At 35.8% G+C, this 15,786-nt stretch carries 19 protein-coding genes; 16 read left to right on the top strand and 3 right to left on the bottom strand.

Translation table 11 applies throughout. The annotated features are described in order from the left end of the window. The 8 genes from ACY651_RS14380 to ACY651_RS14345 all read left to right on the top strand — a co-directional run. The coding region (locus ACY651_RS14380; protein ID WP_462253942.1) for a hypothetical protein at window positions 1-498 on the top strand (498 nt) is incomplete at its 5' end. 37 nt (window positions 499-535) lie between these two features. Further along, window positions 536-832 (top strand): winged helix-turn-helix domain-containing protein, encoded by a 297-nt coding sequence (locus ACY651_RS14375; RefSeq protein ID WP_462220893.1) that lies wholly within the window; start codon window positions 536-538, stop codon window positions 830-832. A 44-nt stretch (window positions 833-876) separates the two neighbouring features. Then, a complete protein-coding gene (locus ACY651_RS14370) occupies window positions 877-1,290 on the top strand; it encodes a hypothetical protein (protein WP_462253940.1) in 414 nt (137 codons plus the stop codon). Next, window positions 1,283-1,777: a hypothetical protein gene (locus ACY651_RS14365; protein WP_462253938.1), complete on the top strand. Its 495-nt coding sequence runs from the start codon at window positions 1,283-1,285 to the stop codon at window positions 1,775-1,777. Before ACY651_RS14370 ends, ACY651_RS14365 begins: the two co-directional genes overlap by 8 nt. A 90-nt stretch (window positions 1,778-1,867) precedes the next feature. Further along, the gene (locus ACY651_RS14360) at window positions 1,868-3,496 is read left to right on the top strand and encodes a DUF4153 domain-containing protein (RefSeq protein WP_462253936.1); all 1,629 of its coding nucleotides are present in this window, start codon (window positions 1,868-1,870) and stop codon (window positions 3,494-3,496) included. A gap of 3 nt (window positions 3,497-3,499) precedes the next feature. Beyond that, complete coding sequence (locus tag ACY651_RS14355; protein ID WP_462253934.1) at window positions 3,500-3,715, top strand: hypothetical protein; 216 nt, start codon at window positions 3,500-3,502, stop codon at window positions 3,713-3,715. 28 nt (window positions 3,716-3,743) lie between these two features. Continuing rightward, complete coding sequence (locus ACY651_RS14350; RefSeq protein WP_462253932.1) at window positions 3,744-4,106, top strand: diacylglycerol kinase family protein; 363 nt, start codon at window positions 3,744-3,746, stop codon at window positions 4,104-4,106. Between the two features lie 104 nt (window positions 4,107-4,210). Beyond that, entirely contained in the window at window positions 4,211-4,765 is a 555-nt protein-coding gene (locus ACY651_RS14345) for a DUF1361 domain-containing protein (RefSeq protein ID WP_462253930.1), read from the top strand. A gap of 10 nt (window positions 4,766-4,775) precedes the next feature. On the opposite strand, the gene ACY651_RS14340 is transcribed toward ACY651_RS14345, so the two are convergent. Then, complete coding sequence (locus tag ACY651_RS14340) at window positions 4,776-8,402, bottom strand: hypothetical protein (RefSeq protein ID WP_462253928.1); 3,627 nt, start codon at window positions 8,400-8,402, stop codon at window positions 4,776-4,778. Between the two features lie 67 nt (window positions 8,403-8,469). Between ACY651_RS14340 and ACY651_RS14335 the strand changes: the two genes are divergently transcribed. The 3 genes from ACY651_RS14335 (at window position 8,470) to ACY651_RS14325 (ending at window position 10,413) form a co-directional block, all read left to right on the top strand. Further along, the gene (locus ACY651_RS14335) at window positions 8,470-9,108 is read left to right on the top strand and encodes an MBL fold metallo-hydrolase (RefSeq protein ID WP_462253926.1); all 639 of its coding nucleotides are present in this window, start codon (window positions 8,470-8,472) and stop codon (window positions 9,106-9,108) included. 30 nt (window positions 9,109-9,138) lie between these two features. After that, window positions 9,139-9,870, top strand: coding sequence for a rhomboid family intramembrane serine protease (locus tag ACY651_RS14330; RefSeq protein ID WP_462253924.1), 732 nt, complete (start codon window positions 9,139-9,141; stop codon window positions 9,868-9,870). 249 nt (window positions 9,871-10,119) lie between these two features. Next, window positions 10,120-10,413 (top strand): putative quinol monooxygenase, encoded by a 294-nt coding sequence (locus tag ACY651_RS14325; protein ID WP_462253922.1) that lies wholly within the window; start codon window positions 10,120-10,122, stop codon window positions 10,411-10,413. A 43-nt stretch (window positions 10,414-10,456) separates the two neighbouring features. Here ACY651_RS14325 and mce read toward each other — a convergent pair whose 3' ends face one another. Beyond that, window positions 10,457-10,858 carry a methylmalonyl-CoA epimerase gene (gene mce / locus ACY651_RS14320; protein WP_462253920.1) on the bottom strand — a complete coding sequence of 134 codons (402 nt, stop codon included), beginning with the start codon at window positions 10,856-10,858 and terminating at the stop codon, window positions 10,457-10,459. 122 nt (window positions 10,859-10,980) lie between these two features. Here mce and ACY651_RS14315 point away from each other — a divergent pair, with 122 nt between their 5' ends. The 3 genes from ACY651_RS14315 (at window position 10,981) to ACY651_RS14305 (ending at window position 13,205) form a co-directional block, all read left to right on the top strand. Next, on the top strand, window positions 10,981-12,198 hold the full coding sequence (locus tag ACY651_RS14315) for an IscS subfamily cysteine desulfurase (protein WP_462253918.1): 1,218 nt from the start codon (window positions 10,981-10,983) through the stop codon (window positions 12,196-12,198). Between the two features lie 98 nt (window positions 12,199-12,296). Continuing rightward, entirely contained in the window at window positions 12,297-12,716 is a 420-nt protein-coding gene (gene iscU / locus ACY651_RS14310) for a Fe-S cluster assembly scaffold IscU (RefSeq protein WP_462222157.1), read from the top strand. Window positions 12,717-12,779: 63 nt separating this feature from the next. Then, the gene (locus ACY651_RS14305; protein ID WP_462253916.1) at window positions 12,780-13,205 is read left to right on the top strand and encodes a HesB/IscA family protein; all 426 of its coding nucleotides are present in this window, start codon (window positions 12,780-12,782) and stop codon (window positions 13,203-13,205) included. Between the two features lie 105 nt (window positions 13,206-13,310). On the opposite strand, the gene ACY651_RS14300 is transcribed toward ACY651_RS14305, so the two are convergent. Continuing rightward, a complete protein-coding gene (locus tag ACY651_RS14300; RefSeq protein ID WP_462253914.1) occupies window positions 13,311-13,739 on the bottom strand; it encodes a hypothetical protein in 429 nt (142 codons plus the stop codon). Between the two features lie 397 nt (window positions 13,740-14,136). Between ACY651_RS14300 and ACY651_RS14295 the strand changes: the two genes are divergently transcribed. Further along, window positions 14,137-14,859 carry an ABC transporter permease subunit gene (locus ACY651_RS14295; protein WP_462253912.1) on the top strand — a complete coding sequence of 241 codons (723 nt, stop codon included), beginning with the start codon at window positions 14,137-14,139 and terminating at the stop codon, window positions 14,857-14,859. Continuing rightward, window positions 14,860-15,786, top strand: a 927-nt coding sequence (locus ACY651_RS14290; RefSeq protein WP_462253910.1) for a GldG family protein, incomplete at its 3' end; no start/stop codon positions are given.

Here is a 15,786-nt window from a genome sequence, read left to right as displayed (position 1 = left end):
CAAAAAATTAATTGCTGGGTAAAAGGCGATTGCCAGTTAAGCCACCTGATTGATGAAGGCGGCAGGCAATTGTTGAATGAATTATTCTGGATAGCTACTTTAACTTTTGTGGCTGCATTTTCGCTTGCATTTTTGTTTACTTTTTTAAGAAGTAAAAAAACAAGTACACCAATGTGGGGCAATTCTACATTAAGATTATTATGGAACACTGCAATACCTTTAATGGCAGGCGCAATATTTTTATTCAGGATGATGCAAATGGGACAATTTGATTTAATTGCACCCGGCTGTTTAATTTTTTATGGCCTTGCATTAATCAATGGCAGCAAATACACTTTAGGCGAAGTAAAATATTTAGGCTATGGTATATTGTTGTTGGGTATTATAAACTTATGGTATGTTGGGTATGGGTTACATTTTTGGGCAATGGGTTTTGGTGTACTACATATTGTTTATGGAATAGTGATGTGGAATAAGTATGAAAGGAAGAAAGGATGATGGATGGAAATAATGATTAGTAAAGTTACAGTGAGCTATGAATTTAATTGAAAACTTAAATAAAATTTTTGACAGCCGTATTCGCCTGGGCATAATGAGCGCCCTGATGGTGAACGTGGAAATAAATTTTAATGAATTGAAAGAACTGTTGAGTATAACAGATGGCAACTTAGCCAGCCATTTAAAAACACTGGAAGAGAGCGGCTACGTAAAAATTCAAAAAGGTTTTATTGGCAGAAAAACAAACACCACTTACACCGTTACCAAAGCAGGCGAAAAAGCTTTTAAGTTACATTTAACAGCATTGGAAAAAATGATTGGGTCGGTAAAATAAATTTTTTTGTACTTTCACTTTGAAATACAAAGTACTTTTAAATTATGAATAAATACGTCAAAACCTTTTTTACATTTATAGGAGTGTGGTTTTTTGCTTCGCTTTTAAATGGAATACTAAGTGGTATTTGTATAATGGTTTTCGATAAGGATGCGTTTAACGGATCAGCTGGCGTTGTAGTTTTAGCCTGCGTTTTTTCATTTATATGCAGCGTGCCGCTGGTAGGGATGGTGTGGTTAAGTACTACTATTGCGATGGCTAATGGAAAAAATGGCTACGGGTTATTTCAAATAATTTTAGCCACTACTTTTTTTTGTGCATTAGTTGGCGCTGTATTTTTCATCAACACATTTGGTACAGAGTTTAAGCAGGCAAGGTATGCAGCAGGGATTTGTATTATTATTTCTGCAATTGCTGGTGTTTTATCATTTAGAAATCAACTTAAAACTAATGAATAAGCTGCATAAAAAATTACTGCTGCTGCGTAGCAAACTTTTAGTTTTTCTTACGCACAATATGGCACTGCCGGTATTACGCTTTATTCGTAAACCAAAAATTTTTCCTTATTCAGATAAAGAACTGCAACTTTTTTCTAACGGAACACTAGGAAAAGATTTGATTGTTTTTTTGGAGAAAAGAAAAATAAAATTGCTGCCGCATTATGCTAAGCATGATATTAAACACATTTTGCTGCAATACGATACTACCGATGATGGAGAAGTGTGCCTGCAGTGTTTTATGCTGGGCAACGGCCATATTTCTTTTCCCGTGGCGGCTACAGTTTTTTATGGCATGGTAACCATGCCGGAGCACTGGAGCAAATTTAAAACTGCTTATTACAGAGGAAAAAAATGTATTCCTATCGCCGGGTGGAAATGGTTTGAAATTTTACACCAGCCAACACAATTACTTATTGATAAAATTAATACTGATGCAAAAAGTTAACCGCACCATTTTAATCTGCTGGTATTATATGGAATTATTTTTTGCAAGTAGAATATTATCATTTTTAAAACAATTTAAAATAATAAATAAATGAAAGAATTTGATACTAAAATTATTGATGCCTCTTTAGATGACAGAGGAATTAAAATTGCCGCACTTAAACTTTTTTTACTTGCCGCCGGTGCCGTTTTATTCAATCTTATTTTTTGGCAGGAAAAACTGGCGCTTAATGCTTTACTCTTTGATGCTTTTGTTTTATGGTCCGTTTTTTATTTGTACCCTGCTGCTTTTACCAAACCGGCAATGAAGTGGTTGTTGTTGGCACATGCTGTTACTTTAGTTACACTTATTGTACACAATACGGTGCTTACTAAGCTGGCATTTAGCACCACACTTTTATTGGTGGTGGTGTTTACACAATACCTTCATCGCTCCGTTTGGTATGCTGCAGCATCTGCAGCTGGTAATTATGTACTGTTTATTTTTTCTTTTTTTGAAAATATAAAGCAGGTGAAAATAACGGGCATAAAATCTTTTGGTATAAGAAAGGCCATTCGTTTTTTAATTATTCCATTGCTTATTGCAGGTGTTTTCTTTTTGTTGTATTCGTTTTCCAATGCTGTATTTCAGGATGTAGTAAAGGATATGGGTATTGCAATAGAACATTTCTTTACCAAATTTTTTACGTGGTTTAGCTGGAACAGATTTGGCTTTTTACTCCTGGGTTTATTAGTTACAGGCGGCTTATTATTAAAAATGCACAGTAATTATTTTTCTGAAAAAGATTATTTGCAGCATAATGATTTGTGGCGCAAAAAAAATAATTTAAAAAAATGGAAAGAGAGTGCATCATTTGATATACTGTCGCTTTTAATGGGCCGCTTTGCCAATGGTGTTATGGCTTTACGAAACGAAAATACGGTGGGTATATTAAGCCTGGTAATGTTAAATATTTTACTGCTGTTTATTAATGCCATTGATATTGTGTATGTGTGGTTTGGTTTTACTTATACCCCCAATCTTAATTTAAAAGAGTATGTGCATGAAGGCACCGGCATGCTGATATTTTCCATTGTATTGGCTATGCTGGTACTGTTATTTTTCTTCAGGGGAAGTTTAAATTTTTATAAAAAAAATAGATGGCTTCGTTATGGAGCTTATGGATGGATTTTTCAAAACGCTGTTTTGGTAATATCTGTTTTGCTTAGAGATTATTACTACATACAGCATATGGGCCTTGCTTACAAACGAATTGGAGTGCTGGTTTTTCTATCGATGGTTTTAATGGGATTAATTACCGTATTTATAAAAATACACCAGCGTAAAACCAGTTATTATTTATTAAGGGTTAATGGATGGTTTGCCATTATACTTCTGGTTACAGCATCTTGTGTGCATTGGGACGAAACGATGGCGAAGTATAACCTTGCTCATAAAAACACTATTCCGCTGGATGTGCAATTTCTATTAACACTTTCTGATAAAACATTGCCGTTGATTGAAAAAAACCAGGAGGTATTGCTGGATAAAACTACTGTGCAGGGAGAAGGAGATTTTTTATACCGTTCACCGTTTTCGCCAATGCAAGTTTTTGAGCAACGCAAAAGAATTTTTTTAAGTGAGCAAAAAAAATATTCCTGGTTATCGTGGAATGCCGCTGACGATTATGTTCAAAATTATTTATCAAAAGCAGTTATTACATCATCCTTAAACAAATAAAACATGAAACAACTCTGGTTTAAAAGAAGAGGATGGGTTTATATTCCAGTTCACCCATTAGGATTTGCAGTAACCATACTGGCAATAATTTTTATGGTGCCGGTAGTTTTGGCAGTTGACAGAAATACGCATTCCATTACCGATGAACTGTATCAAATTTTTATTTATGCCACCTGTACCGCATTTTGGTGGAAGTGGGTGGCAGATAAAACTTCATAAACTCATAGTATCTTACAAAAAATGTTTTATGAAAATATTTAAATCTTTTGCTTTCGCATTTAATGGCATAAAAATTTGCTTCACCTCTGAAACCAATTTTAAAATTCATGTAGTTCTTGCTGCCGTTGCAATATTGATGGGGATGGTATTTAATATTTCTACAACTGAATGGGGAGTAATATTTCTTTGTATTGCTTTTGTTATAAGTATGGAAATGATAAATACTGCTATTGAAAAATTATGTGATGAAGTTACTAAAGACATTCATCCGGTAATAAAAAAAGTAAAAGATATAGCTGCAGGGGCAGTTTTAGTGGCAGCTGGCAGCAGTTTTGTAATTGGCAGTATAATTTTTCTTCCTAAAATAATTATTTATATAAAAACATTGTAAAATTGAAAACAACGATTTCATTTAAAAAAATATTAGTAGCTTTTTTTCTTTTTATTGGGTTATTGATTTTTGTACGTATTATATATTCAGGCAAAATAAATTATTTGTTTCTGGTATGGAATATTTTTTTGGCATGGGTTCCTTTTATCATCAGCAGTTCTTTTAAAAAAATAACTGGTTTAAAAAAATGGAAACAGTTGATTGTTTTTTGCTGCTGGCTGGTATTTTTCCCCAATGCATTGTATATTATTACCGATTTAATTCATCTTGAAAAAGAAACTATTGTGCCAAAATGGTTTGATGCCATATTAATTTTCTCTTCCTCAATAGTTGGGCTGATTATGGCATTTGTATCTTTATTTCGTGTGCAGCAATTTTTACAATTTCATTTCAGCAGCAGAATTACAGAGCGATTAATAGTATCAATTTTATTTCTTGCGTCATTTGGTGTTTACCTCGGCAGGTTTTTACGCTGGAACAGCTGGGATATTATCAGCAATCCGTTTGATTTAATACTTTCTATTGGAGAAAGAATTATTTTTCCTTTTCAGCATTTAAAAACCTGGGGTATTACTTTTATGCTTAGCACACTTTTTTATTTGCTGTATTTAATAATAAAAAAATTGCCCGGTTTTTTGAACCAGGCAATAGTAAAATAATTTTATCAATTTAAAAATCCAGCCCCATCGAAAAATACAATTGTGGTTTACCTTTAAAGAAACCACTCATTGTCCATGCAGCATCAAATTTTAGAAAGTAACCTAGTAAAGTACTTCTTGCACCAAAGCCATAACCGCCGGCAAAAGGGCCAACACCACCCGCTTTTACTTTTACCGTTACAGGGCCTGGGCCACTACCGGTGCCTGTATTATAATTAATCTCTGGCCTTTGCAATTTATTATAACCGCCATTCCAGGCAGTACCCAAATCTATAAATTGCACCACTTGAAAATTGCGGAGGAAAGCATTATTGATAGGGCGTTTAAATAATGTGCTGAACACCGGTAACCTGAACTCACTGTTAAGCACAACTGCATTATTCCCATTGGCAACATTTTGTATAAAGCCCCTCATATTTACAGCCAGGCTTTGAAAAGCATAGTCCTGATCATTTGCCGGTTTATTATTCGTGTTAAAATATCTTTCTTTAATCACATCACCGGTTGTTGCATCAATCTTCTGATTTTGCCCAAACATCAGCCAGCCATCAACACCACCTAAATAATAAATTAATTTTTGGTTACCAAAGCTAAAATCTCCTGCGGCACGGCCGGCCCAAATAAAATTTTGAAAAATGGGATAATAATAACGGGCATCAAAACCCAAATTGTAAGTTTGAGGGCCATCTGCACTAACCACTTTATTTATCTGGTAATTCCAGTCTAAATAAACTTTAGCACGCAGGCCATTCCAAATATTCATGGTAGGGTTTAAAGTATTGTCGTACACATATTCAATCTTACTGGTTAAATAAGTGGATTGAAAATCGGGTTGGGCTACAGATTGAGGATCTACTCCACTAAAAACATCTTTGTCTGAACGTACACCCGTACTAAATCTTATACTTCTGTTTTTATCAAAAGGATAAGCAATATTCCCCTGATATAAATTGGTAAAAGTTCTTCCAAAAAAATTGCTGAACTCCGTTTGAAATCCCTGCACATTTCTGTAATAAGATACACCCCAGTCAATTCTTCTTTTTAAATTTTGATAATTTACAAACCACTCATTGTCTTTTAAATTAGAAGATATTTTATAAGCACCTGTTATTTTTACATCTTCCATTAACTCCGACGATCCGATACGTGTAAGGCCGTTGAGTGGTGTAGAAGAACTTAAGCGAATTGGCCCTGCGCCACCACCATAAGTTTGATAACGGTTTATTAAAACAGAATTATTAAAACCAAACGATCCGGCTTCAACATAAAACTTTGGCGGCTTGTACGGAAATAGTTTTATGTTTTTTAAAACCATTTCATTTTCTGTTTCGGCAGCAGGAAAAGTTTGTCCTGATAAACTGCTGTCTTTTTTCTCATTCGCAAATTCACTCTGAAAAAAGTCATCCTGTTTTTTTGCAGTATCGGAAGCAGGAGTATCTGCAGGTAAACCTTTTGAGCCTTTAGCCAATTGGTATTCCGCCATTTTCTTTTTCATATACTCAGTTGGCTGAGCAGTTATGTTGCGGCGGCGCAACACATCTTCATTTATTTTTAGTTTATACAAAACTTTTTCATCGCTTTGGCGGGTAACTTCACTTACCTGGTTATTGTCGCCTGCAATTCTCGATTCGTACAGCCTGCTTTCGTAGTTGGTTAAAGGAAATGTGTAAGCAGAGTCAGCGGACACTGCAACTACTGCAATAGAATCTACATCTGTTTTTTTATACACCCTTAAAGTACTGTCCACTTCTTTAGGCGATGGGTTGCGTAAAATTTCATCGGCAATTAAAACTAAGGTATCCAGGCCTTCCGCTTTGGTGGTAAAAAATCCGGCATAACGGTTACCCACACCATTTTCGTCACTTACAAAAGTAAAATGGTTTTGATTGTATTGTGTTGGGCTGCGGGCATCGCCATATTTTAAATTCGATAGCTGTGTAATTTGATTCAGCTCGGGCTTATCGCCAAAGTTGGTAATTAAAAAAACATTGTAATGGTTATTACTGGGCAGGCTGGTATCGCCGCCTTTTGCATAAGGTGTTGGCCGGTTGCTGGCAAATAAAATTCCGTTTTTATTAGGGAAGGCGGCAAAAGATGCATCACGGTCATCATACACATCATCTGTTATTTGGAGTAATTTTTCTTTTTGAAAATCGAAAGTGAAAATATCAGTATGCCCGTTTTTAACAGCAGTAATTAATAACGTATTGCTGTTGTTAATGTAGCTGATGTCCTGTACTAAATCAAAATATTGTGTCAGGTCTAATTTAAATTGTTTTATCCTGGTAATAATATCATACACAAACATATTTATTTTTCCTTCGGCAGTGTACAGCACTGTAATTCTTGTGCCCTTAGGATCCCATGCCATTAACGGATAGTTGGGGTTTATCTCGTTCATGTAACTGCGGGTGCCGTACTTTAATAAAGTTTTGTTTACATCTTCATCATTATAAATAACCCTTACAATACCTTTTTTGTATTGCATTACCACATAAGAGCGGCTTTTTTTATTGGGGTTTACATTAAACCTGAAATAATCAAGGCGTTTATTAATATCAAAACCTTCTACATAACTGCCTTTGGGGTACGCTTTTCTTTTACTGATGTCTTTATAATATTTCTCATCCTGGTATTCCATAAACTCTGCCAGCACTTCTTTAAATTTCTTTTTACAAACCTGCATGCAGGCCTTGTTTAAGTTTTTATAAATACGGGCCAGGTATAATAAATAAGTAGTGTTTTCTTTTTTATATTTTTCTTCTATAAAATACCAAAAACCATGGCCGGCAATTTGAGGTTTTGTAAAAGCAAAGCGGTTGAAATTTTTATAATTGCCACTCAGTATTTCGCTTTTTAATTCATCATCCAAATCGGTGCTCCAGTTTTCGGCAAGGTAAGCAGCATAGCCATCGGTAAGCCATTTCGGTAAATCCAGTAAAGCCTGGTTGCTGGCCACTTCGCCAAGGTCATCACCAAACAAAACATTATCGGTTAATACTTTTGCAATACCAGTTCTTATTTGCAGGCGCAATTTGGCATGGTCGGCATCAAAATAAATTGGCATTTTATTGTTTACCAGTTTGGTGCCGCCACTGTTATTCAGCCAGTCGGTACCCAGGCCAATATTAGTTTGCTCAAAATCGGCATAGCTGTTATATAAAACAATATTGGCACGGCGTTGCAAACTGTATTCTGCTGCGGTTTCTATTTGAGGTAATTCTTTTTCGGCGCTTTGGGCAACAAATTTTGCCAGCTCCTCGCCACCCTGGTTAAAGTATATATTAAAATTAGCGGTTTGATAATATTGCCATTTAAACTTTTTAAACTGCACCCTGTTTTTACCAAACTCTACTGTATTTACCTGTGCACGTGTGGCAATTGGCAATAAGCAACAGGCAATTGCTAATAAACAAAAAGTAAAAAACCATAAAAAAATATTTTTGGAGCCAGCTTTATTAATTCTACTGAACATCGTTGTGTCACTCACTTGTACGATATACCTTTCTTCAACTTTTATTAAAGCGGATGGGGCGTTGGCTTTCGTTGGCATTTTCATAATTCCTTTATTGAATAATATCTTTAATCTTTTTAAAAATTGCGTTTTAGGTTGCTGAAAAGTCAGCTTACTTTGCATAGTAATCGTTTATAACTTAAAATTAGTTGTTTTCAGGTAAATCTTAATCATAATAAATAATCAATGAATGTTAAAAATTAAATCCTTTGTTTTTAGCCCTATACAGGAAAATACGTATTTGCTGTACAATGAGTTTAATAACTGCATCATTATAGACCCCGGCTGTTACTTTGATGCCGAAAAGGAGCAGCTTACACAATTTATAAAACAGAGTGGCTTAGTTGCCAAAATGCTGCTCAATACCCATTGCCATTTAGACCATGTTTTTGGTAACAAATACGTTGCCGAAACTTATACATTAACGCCACAAATTCATTCTAAGGAAAAGGTAGTATTAGAGTTTGCACCTACCAGTGGCCTTATGTACAACCTGCCTTTTGATAATTATACCGGCGACTTTATTTTTTTAAAAGAAGGCGATAAAATAGTATTGGTTAAAGACGAGCTAACTGTAATAGAAGCTCCGGGGCATTCGCCGGGGCATATTTGTTTTTATTGCGAGGCACAAAATTTTTTAATTGGCGGCGATGTTTTGTTTAACCGCAGCATTGGCCGTACCGATTTGCCCGGCGGCAACCACGGGCAATTAATTAAAAATATAAAAGAAAAATTGTTGGTACTGCCCGGTGAAACGGTGGTGTACAGCGGCCACGGCCCGGCAACAACAATTGGGGAAGAGAAAAGGGAAAATCCTTATTTAGTATAAATTATTCTTACTTTAGAAAAAAATTGCAACATGCTTCTACCTATCGGTGACGATAACTCGGCTATTACCACCAGGCCATATGTAACCTACGCCTTAATTGCAGCTAATGTTTTAGTTTGGATTTTATTTCAGCAAATGAGTGGTGACAGCGATTTTACGTATGCTTATTCCACCGTGCCGGCAGAAATATTAACGGGAAAAGATATTGTAACACAAGCACAGATAAAAGTTGATGAATATACTGGGGTTCAGTTTTTGATACCGGCACTGTTGCCAACCAACATCCCCGTTTATTTTACGTTAATAACAGCAATGTTTATGCACGGCAGCTGGATGCATTTACTCGGCAATATGTTATACCTTTTTATTTTTGGCGATAACCTGGAGCACAGGTTGGGTAAAAGCCGCTTTTTTATTTTTTATTTATTAACAGGGGTAATAGCCTCTTTAAGCCATGTGTTCTCTACCTATTTTTTACAGCAGAGTTCCATTACACCAAGCCTTGGTGCATCGGGTGCAATAAGTGGTGTATTAGGCGGCTATTTATTATTGTTTCCTAAATTAAAAGTAAAAGCACTTTTTTTATACCAGGTAGTTGTAATTCCGGCTTCTCTGGCTTTGGGGGTGTGGATCGCTTTTCAAATTGTTAGTGGCTTGGTTGGCGGCGGTGGCGGCGTTGCATATGCAGCACATATTGGTGGCTTTATTGCCGGGCTGTTGCTCATTAAATTTTTTGATAAAAAACCTGTGGCCGTTAAATAATTGCAGCTTTTTTAAGTAAACCGATTTGATAAATAAAAAAATAAGACTGCGGCGCAACCATAGTTTCCGAAAAAACGTAAATGGCATATTAAGTCATCGCCATGATTTATAATTTTGCTTTTTATTTTGCTGCTAAAAATACTTGCACCAGTATTTTATTAATGCTTATACGCTTATATCCCCGGCCTTAATTTATTTGCACACTAATCATCGTCACAATAATTTTTATCACTTTAAAAAATAATCAACATGGAAAAATTTGCATTATTAGCGAGGGTAGAAGCTAAACCCGGTAAAGAAGAAATTGTAGCTGAATTTTTAAAAAGTGCATTATCATTGGCACAGGCAGAACCTGCAACAGTAAGATGGTATGGCCTTAAAATAAACGAAAATACGTTTGGTATTTTCGACACTTTTGAAACTGAAGACGGCAGAAGTGCTCATTTGCAGGGCGAAATTGCCAAAGCATTAATGGCCAATGCAGCCGAACTTTTAGCAAAAGATCCGGTAATTGAATTTGTAGATTTGCTGGCAGTTAAATAATTTTTTATTTTTTGCATAACGACCCATCATTACTGTTGGGTCGTTATTTCTTCTCCATACATAATTCTATCAACACACCATTAGTCCCTTTGGGATGCAAAAAACAAATTAATTTATTATCAGCACCTTCCTTTGGTGTTTCGTTTAATAAAACAAAACCTTCATTTTTTAATCGGTTCATTTCAGCGTAAATATCTGCCACAGCAAAAGCAATATGATGTACACCTTCACCTTTTTTTTCTATAAATTTTGCAATAACACCCTCGGGATCCGTACTTGCTAACAATTCAATTTTGGTATCGCCAGTTTTAAAAAATGCAGTGTTTACTTTTTCTCCCGCAACAAATTCTGTCTTGTAGCACTGACTATTCAGCAGTTTTTCAAATAGTGGAACAGCATTTGCCAACTCTTTTACAGCAATACCGATATGTTCAGTTTTAAGCATAATTATTTTATTTATCAACACTGGTTTACGAAATACGTAAATTGAAGGTTAACCCAAAAAATGGAATAGCTAAAATAGAACCTTTTGCAGTAAATTTGCATTATAAACAAGAAATAAAAGACATGCTGAAGTTACCGATTTACTTAGATAATAACGCTACAACACCCATGGATCCAAGGGTGCTGGAAGCAATGACGCCCTATTTTTTACAACATTTTGGTAATGCGGCCAGCCGTAATCATCCTTTTGGCTGGGAGGCTGAAGAGGCTGTTGATTATGCACGTGAGCAGGTGGCGAAATTAATTGGAGCCGATCCTAAAGAAATTATTTTTACCAGCGGCGCTACCGAAGGCGATAACTTGGGCATTAAAGGTGTGTATGAAATGTATGCAAGCAAAGGCAATCATATAATAACAGCAACTACAGAACATAAAGCGGTTTTGGATACCTGCAAACACATTGAAAAAATTGGCGGTGAAGTAACTTACTTACAGGTAAAAGCAGATGGACTTATTGATTTAAAAGAACTGGAAGCTGCAATAAAACCATCTACAATTCTTATTGCCATTATGTATGCCAATAACGAAATTGGAACAGTGATGCCGATTAAGGAAATAAGTGCTATTGCACGTAAGCATGGTGTGCTGGTTTTTACAGATGGTACACAGGCTGTAGGAAAAATACCGGTTAATGTAAATAAAGATGGCATAGATTTAATGGCTTTTACTGCACATAAAATGTACGGGCCAAAAGGCGTAGGTGCATTGTATGTTCGTAGAAAAAACCCAAGGGTAAAAGTTACTGCCCAAATGGATGGCGGCGGCCACGAAAGAGGCATGAGAAGCGGTACTTTAAATGTACCCGGCATTGTTGGTTTTGGTAAAGCCTGCGAAATTTGTATGCTGGATATGGAAGCAGACAGCAAACGCATCATTAAAATGAGAGATCATTTAGAAACTGAATTAATGAAGCTGGAAGAAGCTTATATAAATGGCAGTACCGAACATCGTTTGCCGCATGTTACTAATATTAGTTTTAAACATGTAGAAGGCGAAGGTTTACTGATGGGCTTTAATAAAAACATTGCCTTAAGCAGTGGTAGCGCCTGCACCTCTGCCTCTTTAGAACCATCCTACGTTTTAAAAGCATTAGGTTTGGGTGATGACCTGGCACACAGTTCGCTGCGTTTTGGATTAAGCCGCTTTACAACCGAAGAAGAAATTGAATACACCATAAAAGCGATAAGCGAAACAGTCTTGAAGTTGAGAGAAATGAGTCCGCTTTGGGAAATGTATAAAGAAGGGATTGATTTGAGTACGATTGAGTGGGCAGCACATTAAAATGGATGGCGAATGTATAAATATCGAATGGTGAATGTAAAGTTTGATTTTAAAAACATTCGATATTGAAAATTTTTTAAATTTTAAAATATAAAATCATGGCATACTCAGAAAAAGTAATCGATCACTACCAAAATCCAAAAAATGTTGGTACGTTAGATAAAGCAAGCAAAAATGTAGGCACTGGTTTGGTGGGTGCACCAGAGTGCGGCGACGTTATGCGTTTGCAAATTGAAGTGGATGATGCAACGGGTATGATTACCGATGCCAAATTTAAAACCTTTGGTTGCGGTTCTGCTATTGCTTCTTCTTCATTAGCTACAGAATGGCTTAAAGGCAAATCTGTTGATGATGCTTTAAAGATTGACAATATGGATATAGTGGAAGAATTAAATCTTCCTCCTGTAAAAATTCACTGTTCAGTTTTGGCAGAAGATGCTATTAAAGCAGCCATCAACGATTACCGTGTAAAAAATGGTAAAGAAGCTATTAAGTTTGAAGAGAGTGTGGTTCATTAAACGCAGCCCCTCCGCCCCTAAATGGGAACTTTTGGAGTAAGTAAAATTAAACAGTTATCATTAATGCAATCAGTTGGTTCATCAATAATAGAAAAGAACTCTGCATCAGCAGGGGCTTCACTCCCCCCTTCGGGGGGCGGGGGGGCTTTGGATAATTCTATTTTCATTTCAGATAAAGCAAAATCCAAAGTCATCAACCTGATGACGGATGCTGGCGTTGCTGATGACCCGTCTTATTTTTTAAGAGTAGGAGTTGTAGGTGGCGGTTGCAGCGGCTTAAGCTATAAAATGGATTTTGATAACGAAGTAAAACCAATGGACCAGGTTTTTGAAGATAAAGGCGTAAAAATTGTATGCGACCTTAAAAGTTTTTTATACCTGGTAAATACCGAATTAGAATTTAGTGATGGATTAAATGGCAAAGGCTTTTTCTTTAATAATCCCAATGCCAGCCGCAGTTGCGGTTGTGGCGAAAGTTTTGCTGTATAACGAAATTGTATTTCGTTCTTAAAAACAAAACCGAAACTTCAGTTTCAGTGTACAATATTAAGCCCTCCAATTTCGGAGGGCTTTTGCTTTCATAACGGTTATATTTTATTCTACCGCAGGCAAAATTGGCAGAGCAGGCTTGGGCGGCGGAGGTGGAGGCAGCTTACCATATTTATTTTCAAAATATTCCGGCTTGGCATTCCAAACGCTCATCCTTATTTTTTGGGTTATGCCTTTCTTTGTTAATAATATTACAGGTTCTTCTTTTGTAGTTTGTACCAAAATTGAATACCCTTTTTCATTTACAATAACAGGTGCTTTAAATTTTACTGGCGGTTTTGGCGGAACTGGTGGAAACGGCGGAACCGGAGGTTTAATAAAGTTTGCTTCCGTTGGCGGAGCAGGTGGTGGTGGTGGGGGAATATCCTTTATTTCCTGCGGCGGCGGTGGCGGCGCCATATTTTTTTTACCAGTTTGAGCCATACCGTTCGATGCTACCATACCCACAGCAAGCACAATTATCAATTTTTTCATAATAAAATTTTTTAGAGAGATGCAGGGAAGAGAATAATCCATAAAAAAAACCCCACGGTAAAATGGGGCTTTCAGCAGTTGGTTTTGGGTAAACAACTTTGGTAATTTTTAAACTTTAAAGCGATTGTTTGTGCAGTCAAAAAAAACTTAAAAAATTTAATTTAATCCTGGCTTTAAAATCTTGGAATTTATGCAGCAGTTAGTTGTTAAACGGCCTATTCTTAAAATAAGACAAAGCCTTTTTGTAAAGTGCTGCTTAAAAAATTAAAATTTATTTTTTAAATGGTCAAATCACAAAATAAAAGGCAGGATGGCATTTGTTTAAATTTAAATATGTTTCATTTTATCGCTGTAAATTAATTTGTTAAGTAGTAAATTGCAGCAATTTTAAAACAGCATGTGGAGTATTTGTAAAAAAGAACTGCAACAATTTTTTAGCAACCTTACCGGCTATATTGCCATTATTTTGTTTTTAATTGTAAATGGACTGTTCTTATTTGTATTAAAAGACAGCAATATTTTTGATTTTGGTTATGCCACATTAGATAAATTTTTTGAACTGGCGCCATGGATCTTACTTTTTTTGATACCTGCGTTAACCATGCGTACGCTTTCCGACGAATTTAAAGGCGGCACTTTTGAAATTTTACAAACCAAGCCACTTACCAAATGGCAGATTGTATTGGGTAAGTATTTTTCTATTTTAATTGTTTTGCTTTTTGTAATTCTGCCCACTTTTATCTACATATTTACTATAAAAAAATTAAGTGTGCAGGGTACTATTGATGGCGGCGGCATAACGGGCAGTTATATTGGCCTGTTTTTTTTAGCAGCGGTTTTTGCAGCCATCAGTTTATGTTGCAGCGGCTTTACCAATAATGCTGTAGTGGCTTTTTTAATAAGTGTGTTTGGCTGCCTGGTTTTATTTTTTGGTTTTAATGCATTAAGCAAATTATCTTTTTTTACAAACGGGCTTGATTATTATACAGAAATGCTGGGTATAGATTTTCATTACCGAAGCATAAGCCGTGGCGTTTTAGACAGCAGGGATGTAATTTATTTTAGCAGCGTTATTTTTTTATTTCTGCTGATCACCGTTAAAAATTTGCATAAAAAATAAATGGGCATTTTAAATAAAATATGGAAAAGTAAATTGTGGTTACTCATTACCATAGTTTTTTTAGTGGCACTTAACTGGCTGGCATCATTGTACCATACCCGTATAGATTTTACCAACGAAAAACGTTTTACCTTATCTAAGCCCACAAAAAAAGTATTAAAAAATTTAGATGATGTTGTGATAGTGGATGTTTTTTTAAAAGGCGAATTTCCCAGTGGGTTTAAAAAATTAGCTAACAGCAGTAACGAAATATTAAGTGAGTTTAAAGAAGTTACCGGTAATAATTTTCAATACAATTTTATTAGTCCTGATGATGAAATGGAAGGCACAGCGGTAAAATGGGGCGATACATTAAGTGCGTTGGGTTTATATCCTATCAATTTAAAATCGCAGTTAAAAGCAGGGGAGCAGCAGCAGTTATTATATCCTGTTGCTTTAGTTCGTTATAAAGAAAAAGTGATGCCGGTTGAATTGTACACCGGTTCATCAAAAGCCATTACTTACAGCGAAATAAACAGCGCCGAGGCAATGATGGAATTTAAATTTGCAGATGCCATCAATAAATTAGTTCAAACAGGAAAGCCCATGGTGGCTTACTCTGCAGGCAATGGCGAGCCGGGAGATGTAAGAAGTTACGATTTAGCCAACAGTGTTTTACTAAAAGATTATAATCTTAAAACCCTCAACTTAAATGCACAGCCTGCAATACCTGATACATTTGAACTATTAATTATTGTAAAGCCTAAGCAAAAATTTACCGACGAAGAAAAATTAAAAATAGATCAGTATGTAATGAGAGGTGGTAAATTATTGCTGTTTATTGATAAGCTGGATGCAGAAATGGACAGCCTTCGCATTAAAAACGAAGTAGTAGCTTACGACAGAGGTTTAGGATTAGATGATCTGCTGTTTAAATACGGCGCAAGA

Source organism: Ferruginibacter sp., assembly GCF_031391665.1.
Classification (GTDB): Bacteria; Bacteroidota; Bacteroidia; order Chitinophagales; family Chitinophagaceae; genus Ferruginibacter.
Note: the sequence above shows the minus strand (reverse complement) of the source record. Positions and strands in the feature narration are given on the sequence as shown.

Excerpts from the sequence above, each read along its gene's own strand:
- ACY651_RS14360 (WP_462253936.1), top strand. The coding sequence starts at position 1,868 with ATGAAAGAATTTGATACTAAAATTATTGATGCCTCTTTAGATGACAGA.
- mce (WP_462253920.1), bottom strand. The coding sequence starts at position 10,858 with ATGCTTAAAACTGAACATATCGGTATTGCTGTAAAAGAGTTGGCAAAT.
- ACY651_RS14330 (WP_462253924.1), top strand. The coding sequence starts at position 9,139 with ATGCTTCTACCTATCGGTGACGATAACTCGGCTATTACCACCAGGCCA.
- ACY651_RS14355 (WP_462253934.1), top strand. The coding sequence starts at position 3,500 with ATGAAACAACTCTGGTTTAAAAGAAGAGGATGGGTTTATATTCCAGTT.
- iscU (WP_462222157.1), top strand. The coding sequence starts at position 12,297 with ATGGCATACTCAGAAAAAGTAATCGATCACTACCAAAATCCAAAAAAT.
- ACY651_RS14375 (WP_462220893.1), top strand. The coding sequence starts at position 536 with ATGAATTTAATTGAAAACTTAAATAAAATTTTTGACAGCCGTATTCGC.
- ACY651_RS14325 (WP_462253922.1), top strand. The coding sequence starts at position 10,120 with ATGGAAAAATTTGCATTATTAGCGAGGGTAGAAGCTAAACCCGGTAAA.
- ACY651_RS14350 (WP_462253932.1), top strand. The coding sequence starts at position 3,744 with ATGAAAATATTTAAATCTTTTGCTTTCGCATTTAATGGCATAAAAATT.
- ACY651_RS14305 (WP_462253916.1), top strand. The coding sequence starts at position 12,780 with ATGCAATCAGTTGGTTCATCAATAATAGAAAAGAACTCTGCATCAGCA.
- ACY651_RS14340 (WP_462253928.1), bottom strand. The coding sequence starts at position 8,402 with ATGCAAAGTAAGCTGACTTTTCAGCAACCTAAAACGCAATTTTTAAAA.
- ACY651_RS14295 (WP_462253912.1), top strand. The coding sequence starts at position 14,137 with ATGTGGAGTATTTGTAAAAAAGAACTGCAACAATTTTTTAGCAACCTT.
- ACY651_RS14370 (WP_462253940.1), top strand. The coding sequence starts at position 877 with ATGAATAAATACGTCAAAACCTTTTTTACATTTATAGGAGTGTGGTTT.
- ACY651_RS14365 (WP_462253938.1), top strand. The coding sequence starts at position 1,283 with ATGAATAAGCTGCATAAAAAATTACTGCTGCTGCGTAGCAAACTTTTA.
- ACY651_RS14335 (WP_462253926.1), top strand. The coding sequence starts at position 8,470 with ATGTTAAAAATTAAATCCTTTGTTTTTAGCCCTATACAGGAAAATACG.
- ACY651_RS14315 (WP_462253918.1), top strand. The coding sequence starts at position 10,981 with ATGCTGAAGTTACCGATTTACTTAGATAATAACGCTACAACACCCATG.
- ACY651_RS14300 (WP_462253914.1), bottom strand. The coding sequence starts at position 13,739 with ATGAAAAAATTGATAATTGTGCTTGCTGTGGGTATGGTAGCATCGAAC.